The following is a 17357-nucleotide window of genomic DNA, read 5'->3' as shown; positions in this document are numbered from 1 at the left end:
ACGCCGGACCTGTGACCAGGATGCTTCGATTCATGGTGCGTACCTTGTTCTTGTTGGTTCGTCTGCTTGCGGGAGGCAGCCCGGCGACGACGAAATCAGCCTACCATAAAGAAATGCCATTTCAATAAAATCCATTTCGTGCTGGACAAACGGCTAACCCTGAGCGTAACCCCTGACGAGCCCGAGCTATTGAAGGGCTGATCGTCGGTAAAAGTGTGCTTGTAGCTGACAGACAGTTGTGCGCTATCGTCTTCGGATGATATTTATGAAATGGAGTTTCATAAAACCCAAAAAACAATCCACACGAGGTATCAATCATGTCCATCGGATTCAGGGTCCTGTCTGCCGGCCGCAAGGTGAGTGCCGAATGGGTCGAGCGCTATCGCTCCGTCCCCGTCGCCTGCGTCAGCGACTCGATGAACCGGATGACCGCCGGCGGCTCGCGCCTGCGCCCGATGCACGGTGGCGGCGTCCTCGCCGGCCCGGCCCTGACGGTCAAGGCCCGTCCGGGTGACAACCTGATGCTGCACTACGCGCTGGACATCGCCGAGCCCGGCGACGTGGTGGTGGTGGACGCCGGCGGCGACCTGAGCAACGCCCTGATCGGCGAAATGATGGTGGCCTACGCGGCCAAGCGCGGCGTAGCCGGCATCGTCATCAACGGCGCCATCCGTGACGCCGGCGCGATCCGCGCCGGTGACTTCCCGATGTTCGCCGCCGGCATCACCCACCGCGGTCCGTACAAGGACGGCCCGGGTGAAATCAACGTACCGATCGCCATCGACGGCATGGTCATCAATCCGGGTGACCTGGTCATCGGCGACGATGACGGTCTGCTGTGCGTGCCCTACGACGAAGTGGCCGGGGTATTCGAACGCGCCGACGCCAAGAACCGTGCGGAAATCGCTCAGCTGGAGCGCATCGCCGCCGGCCAGAACGACCGCAGTTGGGTCATCGAATCCCTGCGTCAGAAAGGCTGCCAGCTGCCCGAATAAGGCCTCCCGCCCCTGTCTGCGCGGCGGGGGCTCCTCTGCCCTGCACTTCTGCTGCAGATACGGCACAATCGGCCATCGCTCCGAACAGGCCGTGCCCTCCCGATGCTGATCGACGAAGAACTCACCCTGAAGAAGCTGGAGGTATTTCTCGCCTTCATGCGCAGCGGCAACCTGGCCCGTGCGGCCAGCGAACTGCAGACCAGCAACGTCAGCGTGCACCGCGCCATCCACTCGCTGGAAAGCGCCTTGCGCTGCCCGCTGTTCAAGCACGAGGGGCGCAACCTGATTCCGCTGGAGAGTGCCTACCGGCTGGAAGAAAAGGCGCAGAAGCTGATTCAGGACGCTCAGGAGATGGTGCGCCTGACCCGCGAGGCCGCCGGCTTCGGTGCCGAGCGCTTCAAGCTCGGTGCGCTCTACTCGCTGACGGTGAAGACCGTGCCGCAACTGATCATGGGCCTGAAGCTGCGCCGTAGCGAGCTGAACATCGACCTGGTGCTCGGCTCCAATGTCGACCTGTTGTACAAGCTGAAGAACATGGAGCTGGACGCCATCCTCATTGCTCTCGACGATGGCAGCGTTGACCCGGATTGCGAACAACTGGCGCTGTTTTCCGACGACATCTTCCTGGCCGCGCCCAACGACTCGCCCTTCGCCGGACAGGCCGAAGTGGATCTTGCCGACCTGCGCAACGATACCTTCATCACCCTCACCCAGGGCTACGCCACCTTCCGCGATGGCGAACGGGTATTCCAGCAGGCCGGGTTCGAGCCGCAGGTGGCGATGCAGGTCAAAGACATCTTCACCCTGCTCAGCATGGTCAGTTCCGGGGTCGGCTACGCACTGCTGCCAGGGCGCGTGGCAGCGGTGTACGAGAATCGGGTGAAGTTGATTCCGCTGCAGGCCAAATACCACCTGCAACAGCATATCGGCGTGGTGTTTCTCAAGGCCAAGGAGCGCGATCCGAATCTACTGGCGTTGCTCGCCGAATGCCGGATGTATAGCCGGCAGGAGTAGAGGCATCGCGAATGAACGTGCCTGTCCAGATGCGGCAAGTGTAGGAGCCGGCTTGCCTGCGATCAGAGCAAAAGCATCGCCCGCAAGCGGGCTTCTACATGGTCGCGGACACGGGCAGTGAAAAAGCCCGCCACAAGGGCGGGCGAAGAGTCAGCCCAGAAGGCCACGCATCAGAAAGTAGAGCAACGATGGGCCGAGCAAACAGCCCAGTGCGGTATAGAAAGCCGCCGTCAGACAGCCATACGGCACCAGCTTCGGATCGGTCGCCGCCAGGCCACCGGCGACACCGCTCGAGGTGCCCATCAGGCCACCGAAGATTACCGCGCTGCGCGGATTGTCCAGGCCGATATAGGGCGCGACAAAGGGCGTGGCGACCATCACCAGGATCGCCTTGATCAACCCGGCGGCAATCGACAGCGCCATCACATCGGAGCTGGCGCCCAGCGCCGCACCGGTCACCGGGCCGACGATGTAGGTCACCGCGCCGGTGCCGATGGTGGTCAGGCTGACCACATCGGTGTAGCCGAACGCCATGGCCACCGCGACACCGGCGACAAAAGACGCCAGCACGCCGACGAACAGCGCCAGCACCCCGGCGAAACCCGCGCGTTTGAGTTCTTCGACACTCACCCCAAAGCCGGTGGCAACGATGGCGAAGTCGCGCAACATGGCGCCACCGAGCAGACCTATCCCGGCGAACAGGGGAATGTCCACCAGGCCTTTCTGCCCACCCGTGTAGACGCCGCCGATATAGGACAGCAGCAGGCCGAGGAGGATGGCGATGGCCGAGCCGTGCAGGCGGCCTTTGGTGAACTTGTCGGAGATCCAGTACGACACCCACATGGTGATGCCGATGATGGCGAAGCCGCTGAGCAGGCTGTAGCTGGTGACTACCTTGAGCAGAGATTCGTACATGGCGATCACCGTGGCGCTTTGGTCAGAGAGGACGTGACATCGGCTTCAGGCTTCTTTTGCCCGACCCGGCTGAGCACCGGCACCAGGGCGAAGCCGGCTACCACGGCAGCAATCCCGGCGATGATCGCCATCGGCCCGCCACTGAGGGCACCGTAGACGTTTTGCTGAGCCGCCATGGCAACCACGATGGGGATGTAGATGGCGCTCCAGAACTCCACGCCCTGCTCCGACTTGCCGACGAACAGGCCGCGTTTTTTCAGGTAACTGCCCAGGAAGATAAGCAGCAGCATGGCGATGCCGACACCGCCGACATTGGCGGGCACGCCGATGAGTTGTCCCAGCAGTGAACCGATGAAGATACCTGCCAGGGTGCAGAACGCCAGAAAGGCGACACCGTAGATGATCATTGTTGTTGTCCTCGTCTTACGTATCGAAGTTGTTGTTCTTGTGCTTCGGTAAACGCTACGGCTCAGCGGTCGAGGCTTACCTCCTGACGCAACATGGCGTCGAGTGTATCCAGACGGGCGCCCTCGAAGGCGACCGCCTGGCCAGGATCGAATACACGCCGGGCCAGCCCGGTCAGCACGGCACCTGGCGGTAGTTCCAGATGCAGACGTACACCGCGCTCGTAAGCAGTGACCAACGTCGCCTGCCAGTCGACGACGCGACTCATGTTGACAGCCAGATCGTCGCGCAATATCTGCGGATCACGGATCAGCCGCGCCGAGCTGCTGCTCAGGTAGCGCACCTGTGGCGCGCGCACCTCGACCCCGGCAAAGGCCGCCGCCAGCTCGGCAGCCGGCGCGGCCAGCAGTTCACAGTGCGACGGCACGCTCATGGCCAGGCGCCTGGCCGCGCCGGCACCGAGTACGCGGGCTCGCCCGGCCAGCGCGGCCATGGCGGCGTCGCTGCCGGCAATCACCAGTTGATTGGCGGCATTGATATTGGCCAGGTACACCGGCCCCTCGGCCTCGCCCAGCAGTTGCTCGACGCTGGTCTGATCCAGCCCGAGGATCGCGGTCATGCCGTAGCCCTCGGGGTAGGCGCGCTGCATCAGCTCGCCACGCAGGGCGACCAGGCGCACGGCGTCGGCAAAGTCCAGCGCCCCGGCCGTCACGGCGGCGGCGTAGGCACCGATGGATAGCCCAGCGACGTAGTCCGGGCGATGGCCACGCTCGTTCAGTAAACGCGCGGAGGCCACGCCGGCAATCAGCAGGCACAGCTGCACCGCGCGGGTGCCCTGCAGCGCCTCGGCCGAGTCGAGCAAGCGCACGTCCTCGCCCAGGGCGGCGCTGGCCTGCTCGATACAGCCCTGCACCACTGCCGCCTGCGGCAAGGCGTGCAGCATGCCGGGCTGCTGCGCGCCCTGACCGGGGAAAGCCCACAGACTGCTCATGCGGCCACCTGCAGGGCGTGCCAGGGATCGCTGACCAGCAGCGGGCCCTGTTGTGTCTTGAGCAGCACGCGCGTGGCGCCGCCGGCCCATTCGCGCAGCGCCACGGCGCCGTGCGGGGTTTCCAGTTGCAGGTCGATACGCCCCGGCGCCGCATCCAGCACGGCACACAGGCTGCGCGCCCAGGCGCGGTCGAGTGCCTGCGGCGCGCGCAGGGTCAGGTCGAGATCGCTCTGCGCATGCGCAGCGGCGATGCCACTGGCCAGCTCGAAGCCGAGGCTGCCGGTGATGCCCCAGCTCAACCCCAGTGCATCCAGCTGCGGCGCCACCTGCGTCAGTGCCCGCAGCGCCGGCCACGGTTGCTCGGCGTGCTGCAGCCAGCCGCGCTGCTGCGCCAGCTGCTGCGGGCTACACAACCGGCTGATCTCACTCAACGGCATCCAGGAGGCGTAGCGCTGTTCACGCGCAACACCGCGCACGCCGACCGCCACCCAGCCGGGCTCGGCCGGCGCCCGCCGCACCACCACCGGCACATGCCCGCCCAAGGCGGCGCGAGCCCAGGCCGGCGCCTCCTGCGGCAGGTGCTCGGGGCGCAGGCCCCAGAGCAGATCATGTGGGCGGGGTGTCAGGTGCATCGCTGCTTCCTCTGTAGGGTGCGCCATGCGCGCCGGGGTATCGAAGAACGCTCTGGTGCGCAAGGCGCACCCTACGGTGACGTGCGCGCCCTGTTCACCACTGCGCGCGCAGCAGTTCGCGCACCTGCGAGGACGCCGCGCGATTGACGGCGCCCAGGCGATTGCGCAGATCGCGCGGGCTGCCGGCGATATCGCTCAGGGCCTGGCTCAGGGCGCTCTCTACCTGCTGCACATCGGCCGCCGTCGGCGCGTCGGCCTGTTGCACGTCGAGTACATCCGCGAGCAGGCCGAGCGAGGCGTAGCTGTCGAGGTCGTAGGCCATCGGCGGCACGTCGGCGGCCAGTGCCTCCAGCTCGTCGACGCTGCGCAGGGTGATCCGCGCGGCTGCGGCCTTGCCCATGGCATGCACCAGCACGCCGCTGTCGCGCAGGGCGAGCAGGCGGTTGGCCTGATAACCGTGGGCGAGGAAGGCGCCGGACATGGCCTTGCCCACCAGCAGGCCGATCACTGCATGCCCGGCCAGACGGGCACGGGCATAGGCGTCCACCGCACCGGCCAGCGCCTGATGAATGCCGTAGGCTTCCTCGCGACGGCCGTAGGCCTGGCTCGGCACGTCGACGATGGCGATCAGGGCGCGCTTGTGCGGGCTGTCGCGGTCGGCCTCAATGGCCTCATCCACCGCCTGCGCCAGGCCCCAGCCTTCGAGCAGGCCGACTTCGCCATTGCGTGCCCGCGGGAAGGGGTTGTTGGCATCGGCGATCACCGTCAGATAGCGCACCGCCTGGCCGGCCAGCTCGCCATCGGCGACCCGCAGCGAGGCCGGTAGACCGGCCAGCGGCTGCGCAGCGCCGGCCAGCGCGTGGAACCAGTTTAGGCCGCGTGGTTGCTGTGCAGTACTCATGCTTGTGCTCCCTGATAAGTGTTGCGCACGGCAGCGGCATCGGCCTGAACCTGAGTGTCGACCGCCTGCAGACGCTGCAGGAACCAGGCGTGGCGACGGCTGCGCTCCTGCTCGGGTTTGCCACAGGCGAACAGCGCCAGCAGCTCTGCACGGATGGCCGCCACATCGTCGCCGACATACCCATCGACCAGACCGCTGGCGTAACGCTGCTCGCCACCGGTGAGGCTCCAGATGAACGGACGGTCACGCGAGTCGTATTCGTCCAGCCCGGCTTCCTGCTCGATCACCTGCGGGCCGTTGAGGCCCAGACGCGCCTCGCGGGTCACCAGCAGGTAGCTGCACAGCCCGGCGGCGATGGACATGCCGCCGAAGCAGCCGACCGGGCCGGCGACCAGACCGATCACCGGCTGGTACTGGCGCAGCTCGACGATCGCCGCCTGAACTTCGGCGATGGCCGCCAGGCCGAGGTTGGCCTCCTGCAGGCGCACGCCGCCGGTTTCCAGCAGCAGCACGCCGCGGGTCGGGATGCCGTTGCGGTTGTCCTCGGCGGCCAGCTCCAGGCTGCCGGCGATCTTCGCGCCGCCCACTTCGCCGAGGCTGCCGCCCTGGAAGGCGCCTTCGATGGCGATCACCAGCGCCGGCTGACCGTCGAGGGTGCCCTTGGCCACCACCACACCGTCATCGGCCTGCGGCACGATGCCCTGCCTGGGCAGCCACGGCGACATCAGCTTGGCGAAGGGGTCGAGCAGCTCGCGGAAGCTGCCGTCGTCGAGCAGGGCGCGGGCACGCTGGCGGGCGCCGAGTTCGGTGAAGCTGCGTTGCGCCAGCAGGCGCGCGATGTTCTGTTCAGCCATGGCTCAGTTCCTCCAGGCCTTGTTCCAGGCGCAGGCGCACCACGCCGGGGGTGGCGCCGAAATCGTGGATGGCGATGTTCAGCGCGGGCAGCTGCTGTTCGCGGAACATGCGTTCGAACAGCTGCTGCCAGCGCGGCGCGCTGCCGTTTACCGAGGTCACCACCTCGATGCTGAGGGTGCCGGCCTGGCCGGGTTCGAGCAGCACTTCGAGGTCACCGGAACCGACGCAGCCAACCTGCGCGCGGCCGCTTGCCGGTTGCCCGGCGGGAAATTGGAAAGACAGGGTTTGCATCTCAGAGACTCCCAAGCGGCGCCGGCAGCCCTTGCTGCAGGCGGTCGAGGAACAGGGTGGCGGCGAGCAGATCGGCAGCGCCGCCTGGCGAGGCGCGCAGCTGCAGCATGTCGCGTTCCAGTTCGCGCAAGTGGCGGCGGCCGTCGAGGCTGGCGCAACCACCCGCGGCGAGCACTGCGCGGGCGCCGCTCTGCATGCGGCTCAGCCCGGCCATGCCGGCGCGGTAGAGCACGCAGGTGTCGGCCAGCTGGGTCATGATCGCCAGCAGCGCGTCGAGGCGGGCGTTCTGCTCCCCGGCCCCGGCCGCCCGGCTGCGCAGCAGCTGCGGCAGGCCCTGCTGGATAACGGCAGGGAAACCCAGCTGCGCTTCTTCACGAGCGCCATGCACGCCATACAGGCGGCACACCTGCGCGCCGTGGCTGTCGCCGGTGGCTGGCGCGGCGCGGTCGTTGAGCAGGGCCAGACGCGCGGCGCGCAGAGCCACCTGCGCCGGTTCCAGCGCGCCGACGTCGAGCGCGGCCGCGCTGCTGAGCAGGCCCAGCGCCCAGATCGCCCCGCGATGGGTGTTGACCCCGCCGGTAACGCGCAGCATCTCCGCTTCGCCGTCGCGGCCGATACGGCCCACGTCTTCACGCAGGTGCTGGTCGATCTCACCGCGCTGCTGCGCCGCCTCGGCCATGGCGCGAAAACTCGGCCACAGACTCAGCGCCGAGGAATGCATCAGGCCCAGGTGCAAGTCGCTGTGCGCGCCGCTGCCACGGCGGTCGACCAGCCCCGGCTTGGGCGACAGGTCGGCCTCGTCGATCAGCGCGTCGACGGCTAAATCGGCCAGCCAGTCGCTGAGCGAGAGCTGCGGCTGAATTGCAGTGAGTGCACTCATCACCAGCTCCTGAATTTGGCGGGCGGGTTGTACAGGCCGCCGGACCAGTCGACCAGTTCGGCGATGCTCTTGGCCGCGAGCAGTTCGCGACTGGCATCGGCGCGGCGGATGCCGAGGTCTTCGGGCAGGGCGATCAGCCCTTCGCGGCGCATGCGCTCGGTGTCTTTCGGGTTATGCCGCAGGCCGATGGCGGTGACCCCGGCCACGGCGGCGATCATCGCCTGGCGTTCTTCCAGGGTGCGCGCCTTGTACAGGTAGGCGATGCCTTCCTCGGTGAGCAGGTGGGTGACGTCGTCGCCGTAGATCATCACCGGCGCCAGCGGCATGCCGGCCTTCTTCGCCACATCGACGGCATCGAGACGCTCGACGAAGGTCGGTTTGCCGCCCTCCTGATAGGTCTCGACCATCTGCACCACCAGCTTCTTGCCGCGTTCGAGCAGAGTCTCCGGGGTGGTCATGTCGAGCCAGGCCGGGGTCGCATGGCGGCGGCCGCGCGGGTCGTGACCCATGTTCGGCGCGCCGCCGAAACCGGCCAGACGGCCACGGGTGACGGTGGAGGAATGGCCGTCGCCGTCCACCTGCAGGGTGGCGCCGATAAACAGGTCGACCGCGTACTGCCCGGCCAGCTGGCACATCATGCGGTTGGAACGCAGCGAACCGTCGCGGCCGGTGAAGAACACGTCCGGGCGCTGGGCGATGTAGTCCTCCATGCCCAGCTCGGTGCCGAAGCAGTGCACGCTCTCGACCCAGCCGGTCTCGATCGCCGGGATCAGCGTCGGGTGCGGGTTGAGCGTCCAGTTGCGGCAGATCTTGCCCTTCAGCCCCAGCGATTCGCCGTAGGTGGGCAGGATCAGCTCGATGGCCGCGGTGTTGAAGCCGATGCCGTGGTTGAGCGACTGCACGTTGTGTTTTTCGTAGATGCCGCGGATCGCCATCATCGCCATCAGCACGTGTACCGGCTTGATGTGGCGCGGGTCACGGGTGAACAGCGGCTCGATGTAGAACGGCTTGTCGGCCACCACCACGAAGTCGACCCACGACGCCGGGATGTCCACGCGCGGCAGCTCATCGACGATCTCGTTGACCTGGAAGATCACGATGCCGTCGCTGAAGGCGGTGGGCTCGACCAGCGCCGGGGTGTCCTCGGTGCTCGGGCCGGTGTAGATGTTGCCGTGGCGGTCGGCCTGGAAGCCGGCGACCAGCGCGACATTGGGGATCAGATCGACCAGCAGGCGCGAGTACAGCTCGATGTAGGTGTGGATGGCGCCGACTTCCATCTGCCCGTCTTCGAGCAGCTGGCCGATGCGCAGGCTCTGCGGGCCGGCGAAGGAGAAGTCGAGCTTGCGGGCGATGCCGCGTTCGAACAGATCGAGGTGCTCGGCGCGGCTGACGCTGGGCATGATCATGTGCAGATCGTGCAGACGCCCCGGATCGACCTGGGCCAGCGAGCGCGAGAGGAAGTCCGCCTGCTTCTGGTTGTTGCCCTCCAGCACCACACGGTCGCAGGGGGCGAGCAGGGCTTCGAGTGCCGCGACGATCTTGTCGCTGGGCAGCACCACACCGTCGGCGAGATGACGCACCTGATCGAGACGCCGCGCTTTTTCCGCGCGACGACGCGACCACTGCGGCGGTGGGGATATTGTTGTTGTCATTGATGACTCCACAGGTTCCGCTGTCGTGGAGCGAACCTTAGGAGCGTGACCTGAGAGTCATCAATCAAGCAGGTGACGCGATCGTTACGCTGAGATTAACGATCGCTCAAGCACGGGACCCGCCGCTGCTTTCCGTGTCGGAGTGCGACACCGTGCTGGCCAATTCCAGGCGGTCACGGCCGCGCTGCTTGGCCTTGTACAGCAATTTGTCCACGGTATTGAGGAAGTCCAGCGGCCGGTCATGCGCACCCGGCACGATGGTGCTGACACCCAGGCTGATGGTGAGCATGGGCGCCACGCTGGAGCGCTCATGGGCGATGCGTTGTCTGCGCACCAGTTGGCGGCAGCGCTCGGCAATATGCCGCGCCGCTGCTTCGTCGGTCTCGGGCAGCACCAGCACGAACTCCTCGCCGCCGAAGCGGCCGACGAAATCCCGCGGTCGGGTCGCCGCCTGGCTGAGCGCCTGGGCCACGTTCTTCAGGCAATCGTCACCCTGAATATGGCCGTAATGGTCGTTGTACTGCTTGAAGTGGTCGATATCGAGCAGGATCAGCGACAGCGGCTGACGGGTACGCTGGGCGTTGGCCCACTCGCTGGCCAGTACCGAATCGAACATGCGCCGGTTGGCCACGCCGGTCAGGCCATCCTTGTAGGAGTACTCCTCCAACTGCTTCTGCAACGTCAGCAGTTGCTCCTCGGTCTTCTTGCGCTCGCTGATGTCGAACATGAAGCCGATCAGCGCCTCCACCTCGCCCTTGTCGTCGCGCACCACGTGCACCACGTCGCGAATCCACACGTAGTCGCCGGCGGCGGTCAGCGCGCGGTAGTCGGCCTCGTGATCGACGCCGTTCTGCGACTGCGAGATACAGAACTCAACGACCTTGTCGCGATCCTCCGGATGCATGCGCGTGGCCCAGTCCTGGGCGCTGACCCAGCTGGCCTGCGACCAGCCGAGCAGACTCTCGATCTGCGGGCCGATGTAGGCGAAGGTCATGGTTTTCCAGTCGATCTTCCAGGGAATCGCCCGGGTGGACTCCAGCAGGGTCTTGTAGACCGCCTGATCAGTTGCTTCGCTCATGCCTGTCACCTCTACCCCTTTTGCCCTCCGTTATAGCGCAAAAGCGGGTCGCCAAGGTGACAGGCTGGCGAAAGGCGATCAGGCTTCCTTGGCCTTCAGACCGGCGTACAGACGGGTCAGCTCGTTGAGCTGGCGGAACAGCGAGTCGGTGCTGACGGTGATCACGGTCGGCACGAAATCCTGTTCGGCGTGCAGGTCGATGCCTTTCAGGGTAAAGCCCCAGTGAGCACGGGCACGACGCTGGGCTGCGGCGATCTCTTCATTGGGCGTGCCAGCACCTTCCAGCTCCTTGAGGATGGTCTCGAAGTCGCTTACCGACTTGTCCAGCTTGGCGTCGAGGTCCGGCACCTGCACATGCCAGCTCTTGGCCATGTAGAGCATGGCGATACGCTGAGTCTGCACACGTGCCCAGCCGCTGCGGTTGACGGTGGCGCCCATTGCGCCGACGTGCTTGGCCAGCAGATCGGTCACGGTCTGAGTCTGCTGCAGCAGTTGCTCGCTGGCCGCCAGCACACGTACCGCTCCAGTCTGGTCCGGCTTGGCCTCGACCTGCTGACGGTAGGTCGCCCAGGTGGCGCCGACCTGCGCCAGCGCAGCCTTGATCTCGGCATTGGGCGCGTATTCCGAGAGCGCCTTGTGGCTGGCGTCGAAACGCTGGATGGTCTCCTGCAGCTGACGCTGGGCCATGTCCACACGCACGTCGGAACCAAGCATCAGGTAATTCTTGGCCATGCGCTGACCGAGCGAGCGCTGCAGGCCAGCCATGTTCATGGCTTCGGAATCGGTGAGTTGCGCCAGGCTGGGCACGCTGACCAGCGCGGTGCAGGCCAGCAGAATGAATGTCAGGTACTTCTTCAACACGTCGGTACTCCAATTCGAGAACAAGGCAATGCACCGCTGGCAGACGCCGGCGGTAACGGGTTGAACCCTTGAATGCGGGGCTTTTTATTGGAATGCGGAAGGGCAGGTATGACGGGCGCGTGACCCGGGCACTGCGAAAAAGGGCGAAATAGTAGCTGGTAAAACGCCATCATTCTGTGCGACCAGTCATGAAGCGGACCAATGGTCGCAATACTTGCTCATCAGCTCGGTTCAGGGTGATAAAAAAGCCGTCAGTCGCCAAGAAACGGGGGAGGACGACTGACGGCTGAGGAGCCTGGATCGCGTGGGGTCAGGACAGCAGGCTGACCACGCTGGAACGACTGATATTGGCCTGCGCCACGACCGTCTGCGTCACCGCCGCATAACTGCTGGGGCCACGGCGCATCAGGTTGAACACTTCACCGGCGAAGTCACGCGCCCACTCGCGCTCATTCTGCTCGGCGTGGCGGGCAAGAAACTCACGGATTTCCTCCTGGCGATGACTGAGCTGTTCGCGCAGTGCGCCAATCCTGTCGAGGGCATCGACCACTTCGTCCAGCGCCCGGCGCAACTCACGCGCACCGTCCAGACGCACCGCATCCGGCAGGCGCAGCAGTTGCTCTTCCTGGCTGGGCAACGCCACCGGAGTCTTGGCCGCCAGCTTGCCCTCGCCCTGCACACGCAGTTCGCCCTTGAGCTGCTGCCATTCGCTTTCCCGCGCGCTGAAACGCAGCGCACCGCCATTGTCGAGTTCAGCACGGATGCCGGCCGGGCCGAGGCCGACGTTGAAGCGGCGCAGCACCTGCTGCTCGCTCAAGCCCTCATCGAGCACCACGGCCAGCGGCTCGGGCAGTTTGCGCCCGGCGCTGAACAGCAGGGTTTCCTTGCCGGCCTGCTGCACGCTGGCGATGGACTCCAGACCCTGCAGGGTAAAACGACTGCGCACCGGTTCGTTGAGGCGCAGCTTGAAGCTGGCGTCCAGGGCCTCGCCAGAACGCTGGCCACGCTCGGCCAGCAGCTTGCGCACCTGCTCCAGCTCACGCCTGAGGGTTTCCCGTTCGCCCGTCTGCGCGCTGCTCAGTTCACGGCTGAGGCTCAACTTGAGCTGCCCCAGACGACCCGCCAGGTCGCCAAGGTAGCTGTCCGCCGACTGCATGGAGGTCAGTTGCTGATTGAGTTGCAGATTGAAACTGGCGCTCTTGCCACGTGTCTGGGATGGCGGCTGCTGCGTAGCCACCGCAGCCTTGCCCGTGCGCAACGCCGTCTGCTCGCCCTGCACCGGGCGACGAGTCTGCGGATCGAGCGCCGTGACGACCGGAAGTTGCTTATCGACCTTGATCACCGGCACCACTCCTTACAGCAGGCTGAACAACGACATCTCGTTGATCTTCAGGTAAGTCTTCTGCGTCGCGCCCAGCGCCAGCTGGTAGTTGTTCAGATCGATGGTGGCACCGGCGTAGTCCAGCTGCGACAGCTCACCCTCGATCTTCTGGTTGACCAGCGAGACGTCCTCGTTGCTGTCGGTAAGCAGGGTCAGCGCGTTCTGCCGCCCGCCCAGATCGGTGATCGAGCCCAAGACCCGGCCGTGGGCATCGTCCAGCGCGCCCAGCGTATCGACGATCTGCTGACGCACAGCCGGATCGGTGGCATCCAGCGCCGGGTCCTGCAGGGTATTGATCAGGCCACGCAGCTCGTTGAGCATGCCTACGCCCGTACCGTACACGCTGGCGGCGGTGACGTTCTCGTCCACCAGTACGCCGTTGGCCACGGCGGCCTGGCGATGCTTGTCGTTGCCGCTCAGGCTGTAGGTCTGGGTCGCCGCGTCGAAGCTCAACGCCTGGGTATCGCTGAGAGTGCCGGAGAACAGGTAGCGGCCTTCTTCATCGCGCACGTTGGCGAAACTGAAGATGGTGTCTTCGATGATCGACAGCTCACCCGCCATGGCGGACAGGTCTTCACTGGTGTTGGAGCCGTTGGCCGCCCACAGCAACAGGTCACGCACATTGAGCATGGCGTCGGAGGTCGACTTGAGGTTGGCCTCCTGGGTCGACAGGCTGCCGGAGACGTTGGCGATGTTCTTGCGAAACTGCTCCAGGCTCGCCTCTTCACGCTCCACCCGCAGCACCCGCACGCTGGCGATGGGGTCATCGGACGGCAGCAGGATGCGCTTGCCGGTGGCCATCTGCTGCATCAGCTTGCCCAACTCGGCGGAACTGGCGTTCATCGAGTTGTGCATCATCGAGGTGATCTGCGAGTTGGTGATGCGCATCATGGCTGAGTCTCTCTGAAACCGCGTCAGAACGCGGAAAGCATGTCGTCGAACAACTGGTTGGCGGTGCTGATCACTTTCATGTTGGCCTGGTAGGCCTGCTGATAGGTCATCAGGTTGACCGCCTCTTCATCCAGGCTCACGGCGCTGACACCGTCGCGCTGGGCCTGGGCCTGCTGGGTCACGGCAGTGGCGGACTTGAGGTCGGCCTGATTCTGCCGGCTGTCGCTGGCAACCTGACCGAGCAGACCGGCATAGGCGTCGTTGAGCGTGACCTGGCTGCCGCCCAGGGTGATGGTCTGGTTCTTCAGGCCGAGCAAGTCGAGCAGGACCTCGTTGTTGCCGCTCTCCCCGGCTGCCGAAGAAAACGCCAGCTGCTCAGCCGTCAGCGGCTCGATGCGCAGCAACGCGGTGGTGCTGGTGGGGTCGTAGGCGAACAGCGGCTGCCCTGCCGCGCCATTGAGGTCGAAACCGCTGGCGAGCACGTCGTTGACCATCTGCGTCAGCTGGCTGGCCATGTCATGCAGGGCATCCTGGTTCGGTCGCAAACTGTTGTACTCGACATCGTAGAGCCCACCGAAGGCGCCGCCGAAACCATCCTGACGCAACGGGAAGCTGGTACCGGCGAAGGCCAGGCTGACTTCCTGTTCGCCCGTTGCGGTCTGCTCGACCTTGAGCTGCCCCGCCGTCGGGCCGGCGACCAGCGGCTGACCGTTGGCCAGGGCGACGCTGAGCGAACCATCCGGGACTTCATGAATACGCAGCTTGGCGAACTGGCTGAGCTGGCCGACCAGGCTTTCGCGATGATCACGCAGCGCGGTGCTGTCACCCTTGACCGACTCGGTCTCGACGATCTTCTTGTTGAGCAGGGCGATGTTTTCCGTCAGGCCATTGATCTCGGTGGCCATGGCCGTGCGCTGTTCCTGCAACGCCTTGATCTGGGCGTCGATATTGCTGTTCAGGCCATTGAAGCGCTGGGCCAGGTTGCCGGCCTCGCTGATGATCTGCTGGCGCAAGGCGATGGAGCCCGGCGTGGCGCTGGCCTCGCTGATCGCGGCGAAGAACTGGTCGAGACCGGCACTGATGCTCGAGCCGCTGCCAGACATCAACGCTTCCAGCGCGGTCAGGTACTGCTGTGAAGCGCCGAAGAAGTTCTCTTCGGTGGTCGCGCGCCACAGTTGCTGGTTGTGGAATTCGTTGGTCATGCGGCGGATGCTGATCACCTCGACGCCGCCACCGACGCTGAGACCGCCCTGCCCGGCCAGCGAGCCGGTAATCGTCTGCAGGCGGCTGAAGCCCGGCGTGTTGACGTTGGCGATGTTCTGCCCGGTGCTGGCCAGGGCGACCTGGCTGGCGCGCACGCCACTGTAGGCGATCTGGTTGAGAATGCTCACGAATCAGGACTCCTGACGCTCGAAGCGCATCGGCTGAGCGAAGGCTGCCAGACGCGGCGCACGGGCAGCGTCGGCAGCGGATTGGGCTGTTACTGAAGACAGGGCGACGGAATCGGCGGCGGACTTAAATTCATCGCGCGCCAACACCTGCTTGCTGGCGACGGCGCCGAGCAGCACACCACTGTCGGCGCTCAGGGCACTGGCCAGTTGCTGGCGGGTTTGAGCGCTGAGCGACGTCTGTTGCGGGGCGTCCGTCACTGGCAGCTCGCGACTGGCCAGATCACCGAGGATCTTGCGCGTGTAATCACGGGTTTCCTGGTAGGGAATACGCTCGATCCAGGCGCCAGTACTGATCTCGCCGCTACGCGGGTCGCCATTGACCTTGAGCCATTCGTCGACCCGCCCGGGGCCGGCGTTGTAGGCCGCCAGCGCCAGCGCCTGATGGCCGTCGTAACGCTGCAGCATCTTGTCCAGATAAGCGCTGCCCAGGCGCTTGTTGTACGCGGCGTCACGGGTCAGTCGCGACTCGCTGAACTCCAGGCCAAGTTCGGCGGCCACCTCACGCGCGGTGTCCGGCATCAGCTGCATCAAGCCACGCGCGCCCTTGGGCGACACGGCATCGACGCGACCGGCGGACTCCTGTTGGATAACGCGATCAACCAGCGCGATGAAACCGGCCGAGCCCTTGTCCCAGACCTTGCCGAGGTTGTCGACACCACGCTGCCAGGTCGAGCGCAGCGGCTCCAGCAGGCTGCTGCCGCTACGTGCCGGCAACTCGGCCGCTTGCGCGGCCAGCGCTGCGCCCTGCAGATCAGGCGCGCCGCCGTTACCCGAGAGCTGCTTGACCAGCATGTCGGCGATGCCGGTCTGCTTGCGCCCGGCCAGGGTCTCGGCCAGCACTTCGTCGTAGAAGTCGCGCATGGTGTCCATCTCGCGGCTGCGCATCGGGTTGCCTTCGGCCAACACGTCGCTGGCCTTGCGCATCTGCTTGAGGATCTGCTGCAGGAACAGCGCCTCGAACTGCTCGGCTGCCGCCTGCAGTTGTTGTTCACGTGCCGTGCCGATGCCATCGGCGCTGCCGCGGTGGCTGTTCATGTGTTGCGCGAGGGAAACGATGCTCATGGTTCAGATCACGATCAGTTCAGCATTGAGGGCGCCGGCCTGTTCCAGCGCCTGGAGGATGCTCATGACGTCATCCGGGGTGGCGCCGAGGCTGTTCACGGTGTTGATGATGCTGTCCAGGCTGGCGCCTTCGGGCCACTTGAACATGGCGTTCTGGTCCTGGCTGACGGCGACGTCAGAACGCGGCACCACAGCGGTCTGACCGCCGGAGAAGGCATTGGGCTGGCTGACCTGCGGGTTCTCGCTGATGGTCACGGTCAGGGTGCCGTGAGCCACCGCCGCCGCCTTGACCCGCACGCCCTGGCCGACCACCACGGTGCCGGTACGGCTGTTGAACACCACCTTCGGCCGCTCGCGCCCCTCTTCGACATCCAGGCCCTCGAGCATGGCCATGAAGCCGATGCGCTGAGTGCTGGTGGCCGGCGCACGGATGGAAATCTTGGTCGAGTCCAGCGCGCTGGCAGTGCCGCTGCCGAAGCGCCCGTTGACTGCCTCGACCACCTTGGCAGCGGTCTGGAAGCTGGGCTGACGCAGATTCAGCATGACGTCGTCGCGGCTGCTGAAGTCGGTGGGGATACTGCGCTCGACGGTCGCGCCATTGGGCACGCGGCCGCTGTTGGCCGAGTTGATCGCCACGCTGGAACCACTCTGCCCGGTGGCATTGAGACCACCGACGACGATGGCGCCCTGGGCCAGGGCGTAGATCTCACCGTCGACGCCGTGCAAAGGCGTCATCAGCAGTTGGCCGCCGCGCAGGCTCTTTGCATCGCCCAACGAGGCGACGGTGACATCGACACTCTGACCCGGGCTGTAGGACGGCGGAATCTCCGCCGTGACGGTGACGGCGGCGACGTTCTTCAGCTTGGGGTCGACGTTCGGCGGCAGGTTGATCCCGAACTGCTTGATCATGTTGGTGACCGACTGGCTGGTGAAGCGCACCTGGTTCTTGTCACCGGTGCCGTCGAGACCGACCACCAGACCATAGCCGATCAGCTGGTTGCCACGGATGCCTTCGATATCCACCAGGTCCATCAGCGGGACGGCCCGGGTCGACAGTGGCCAGGTCAGGAGCAGGGCGACGCAGATGCGATAGAACATGACC

At 65.6% G+C, this 17357-nt stretch carries 18 protein-coding genes; 2 read left to right on the top strand and 16 right to left on the bottom strand.

The genetic code is table 11. The annotated features are described in order from the left end of the window. Positions 1-317 precede the first annotated feature (317 nt). Together ACJRW5_RS16665 and ACJRW5_RS16660 are read left to right on the top strand one after the other, a co-directional pair. Positions 318-995, top strand: coding sequence for an RraA family protein (locus ACJRW5_RS16665; protein ID WP_484571616.1), 678 nt, complete (start codon positions 318-320; stop codon positions 993-995). A gap of 102 nt (positions 996-1097) precedes the next feature. Then, the gene (locus tag ACJRW5_RS16660; RefSeq protein WP_484571615.1) at positions 1098-2009 is read left to right on the top strand and encodes a LysR family transcriptional regulator; all 912 of its coding nucleotides are present in this window, start codon (positions 1098-1100) and stop codon (positions 2007-2009) included. A gap of 150 nt (positions 2010-2159) precedes the next feature. On the opposite strand, the gene madM is transcribed toward ACJRW5_RS16660, so the two are convergent. The 16 genes from madM to ACJRW5_RS16580 all read right to left on the bottom strand — a co-directional run bounded on the left by madM (position 2160) and on the right by ACJRW5_RS16580 (position 17353). Further along, positions 2160-2924 carry a malonate transporter subunit MadM gene (madM, locus tag ACJRW5_RS16655; RefSeq protein WP_484571614.1) on the bottom strand — a complete coding sequence of 255 codons (765 nt, stop codon included), beginning with the start codon at positions 2922-2924 and terminating at the stop codon, positions 2160-2162. Between the two features lie 5 nt (positions 2925-2929). Further along, the gene (gene madL, locus ACJRW5_RS16650; RefSeq protein WP_484571613.1) at positions 2930-3331 is read right to left on the bottom strand and encodes a malonate transporter subunit MadL; all 402 of its coding nucleotides are present in this window, start codon (positions 3329-3331) and stop codon (positions 2930-2932) included. Positions 3332-3393: 62 nt separating this feature from the next. Continuing rightward, positions 3394-4320, bottom strand: a complete 927-nt coding sequence (gene mdcH / locus ACJRW5_RS16645) for a malonate decarboxylase subunit epsilon (RefSeq protein ID WP_484571612.1) — start codon at positions 4318-4320, stop codon at positions 3394-3396. Next, positions 4317-4952 carry a malonate decarboxylase holo-ACP synthase gene (locus ACJRW5_RS16640; RefSeq protein ID WP_484571611.1) on the bottom strand — a complete coding sequence of 212 codons (636 nt, stop codon included), beginning with the start codon at positions 4950-4952 and terminating at the stop codon, positions 4317-4319. Before ACJRW5_RS16640 ends, mdcH begins: the two co-directional genes overlap by 4 nt. A 94-nt stretch (positions 4953-5046) precedes the next feature. Then, positions 5047-5853 carry a biotin-independent malonate decarboxylase subunit gamma gene (gene mdcE / locus ACJRW5_RS16635; protein WP_484571610.1) on the bottom strand — a complete coding sequence of 269 codons (807 nt, stop codon included), beginning with the start codon at positions 5851-5853 and terminating at the stop codon, positions 5047-5049. After that, a complete protein-coding gene (locus ACJRW5_RS16630; RefSeq protein ID WP_484571609.1) occupies positions 5850-6707 on the bottom strand; it encodes a biotin-independent malonate decarboxylase subunit beta in 858 nt (285 codons plus the stop codon). The genes mdcE and ACJRW5_RS16630 overlap by 4 nt, the downstream gene beginning before the upstream one ends. After that, entirely contained in the window at positions 6700-6999 is a 300-nt protein-coding gene (locus ACJRW5_RS16625) for a malonate decarboxylase subunit delta (RefSeq protein ID WP_484571608.1), read from the bottom strand. The genes ACJRW5_RS16630 and ACJRW5_RS16625 overlap by 8 nt, the downstream gene beginning before the upstream one ends. 1 nt (position 7000) lies before the next feature. After that, positions 7001-7879: a triphosphoribosyl-dephospho-CoA synthase gene (locus tag ACJRW5_RS16620; protein WP_484571607.1), complete on the bottom strand. Its 879-nt coding sequence runs from the start codon at positions 7877-7879 to the stop codon at positions 7001-7003. Continuing rightward, positions 7879-9531, bottom strand: coding sequence for a malonate decarboxylase subunit alpha (gene mdcA / locus ACJRW5_RS16615; RefSeq protein WP_484571606.1), 1653 nt, complete (start codon positions 9529-9531; stop codon positions 7879-7881). Before mdcA ends, ACJRW5_RS16620 begins: the two co-directional genes overlap by 1 nt. Positions 9532-9637: 106 nt before the next feature. Then, the gene (locus ACJRW5_RS16610) at positions 9638-10609 is read right to left on the bottom strand and encodes a GGDEF domain-containing protein (protein ID WP_484571605.1); all 972 of its coding nucleotides are present in this window, start codon (positions 10607-10609) and stop codon (positions 9638-9640) included. Between the two features lie 78 nt (positions 10610-10687). Then, positions 10688-11470 (bottom strand): type IV pili methyl-accepting chemotaxis transducer N-terminal domain-containing protein, encoded by a 783-nt coding sequence (locus ACJRW5_RS16605; RefSeq protein WP_484571604.1) that lies wholly within the window; start codon positions 11468-11470, stop codon positions 10688-10690. A gap of 310 nt (positions 11471-11780) precedes the next feature. Next, positions 11781-12809: a hypothetical protein gene (locus ACJRW5_RS16600; protein WP_484571624.1), complete on the bottom strand. Its 1029-nt coding sequence runs from the start codon at positions 12807-12809 to the stop codon at positions 11781-11783. A gap of 15 nt (positions 12810-12824) precedes the next feature. Beyond that, a complete protein-coding gene (flgL, locus tag ACJRW5_RS16595) occupies positions 12825-13742 on the bottom strand; it encodes a flagellar hook-associated protein FlgL (protein ID WP_484571603.1) in 918 nt (305 codons plus the stop codon). A 23-nt stretch (positions 13743-13765) separates the two neighbouring features. After that, positions 13766-15133, bottom strand: a complete 1368-nt coding sequence (gene flgK / locus ACJRW5_RS16590) for a flagellar hook-associated protein FlgK (RefSeq protein WP_484571602.1) — start codon at positions 15131-15133, stop codon at positions 13766-13768. A gap of 3 nt (positions 15134-15136) precedes the next feature. Then, positions 15137-16255 carry a lytic transglycosylase domain-containing protein gene (locus ACJRW5_RS16585; RefSeq protein ID WP_484571601.1) on the bottom strand — a complete coding sequence of 373 codons (1119 nt, stop codon included), beginning with the start codon at positions 16253-16255 and terminating at the stop codon, positions 15137-15139. 3 nt (positions 16256-16258) lie between these two features. Continuing rightward, a complete protein-coding gene (locus tag ACJRW5_RS16580) occupies positions 16259-17353 on the bottom strand; it encodes a flagellar basal body P-ring protein FlgI (protein WP_484571600.1) in 1095 nt (364 codons plus the stop codon). Positions 17354-17357 lie beyond the last annotated feature (4 nt).

It is taken from the genome of Pseudomonas pichavaramensis (genome assembly GCF_050473265.1).
In the GTDB taxonomy this organism is placed as follows: domain Bacteria; phylum Pseudomonadota; class Gammaproteobacteria; order Pseudomonadales; family Pseudomonadaceae; genus Aquipseudomonas.
The sequence above is the reverse complement of the archived record's forward strand: the minus strand, read 5'-3'. Positions and strand labels throughout refer to the sequence as shown.

What these genes read in the sequence shown, in the direction of transcription:
- ACJRW5_RS16665 (WP_484571616.1), top strand. Translation starts at nt 318, where the DNA reads ATGTCCATCGGATTCAGGGTCCTGTCTGCCGGCCGCAAGGTGAGTGCC.
- ACJRW5_RS16660 (WP_484571615.1), top strand. Translation starts at nt 1,098, where the DNA reads ATGCTGATCGACGAAGAACTCACCCTGAAGAAGCTGGAGGTATTTCTC.
- madM (WP_484571614.1), bottom strand. Translation starts at nt 2,924, where the DNA reads ATGTACGAATCTCTGCTCAAGGTAGTCACCAGCTACAGCCTGCTCAGC.
- madL (WP_484571613.1), bottom strand. Translation starts at nt 3,331, where the DNA reads ATGATCATCTACGGTGTCGCCTTTCTGGCGTTCTGCACCCTGGCAGGT.
- mdcH (WP_484571612.1), bottom strand. Translation starts at nt 4,320, where the DNA reads ATGAGCAGTCTGTGGGCTTTCCCCGGTCAGGGCGCGCAGCAGCCCGGC.
- ACJRW5_RS16640 (WP_484571611.1), bottom strand. Translation starts at nt 4,952, where the DNA reads ATGCACCTGACACCCCGCCCACATGATCTGCTCTGGGGCCTGCGCCCC.
- mdcE (WP_484571610.1), bottom strand. Translation starts at nt 5,853, where the DNA reads ATGAGTACTGCACAGCAACCACGCGGCCTAAACTGGTTCCACGCGCTG.
- ACJRW5_RS16630 (WP_484571609.1), bottom strand. Translation starts at nt 6,707, where the DNA reads ATGGCTGAACAGAACATCGCGCGCCTGCTGGCGCAACGCAGCTTCACC.
- ACJRW5_RS16625 (WP_484571608.1), bottom strand. Translation starts at nt 6,999, where the DNA reads ATGCAAACCCTGTCTTTCCAATTTCCCGCCGGGCAACCGGCAAGCGGC.
- ACJRW5_RS16620 (WP_484571607.1), bottom strand. Translation starts at nt 7,879, where the DNA reads ATGAGTGCACTCACTGCAATTCAGCCGCAGCTCTCGCTCAGCGACTGG.
- mdcA (WP_484571606.1), bottom strand. Translation starts at nt 9,531, where the DNA reads ATGACAACAACAATATCCCCACCGCCGCAGTGGTCGCGTCGTCGCGCG.
- ACJRW5_RS16610 (WP_484571605.1), bottom strand. Translation starts at nt 10,609, where the DNA reads ATGAGCGAAGCAACTGATCAGGCGGTCTACAAGACCCTGCTGGAGTCC.
- flgL (WP_484571603.1), bottom strand. Translation starts at nt 13,742, where the DNA reads ATGATGCGCATCACCAACTCGCAGATCACCTCGATGATGCACAACTCG.
- ACJRW5_RS16585 (WP_484571601.1), bottom strand. Translation starts at nt 16,255, where the DNA reads ATGAGCATCGTTTCCCTCGCGCAACACATGAACAGCCACCGCGGCAGC.
- ACJRW5_RS16580 (WP_484571600.1), bottom strand. Translation starts at nt 17,353, where the DNA reads ATGTTCTATCGCATCTGCGTCGCCCTGCTCCTGACCTGGCCACTGTCG.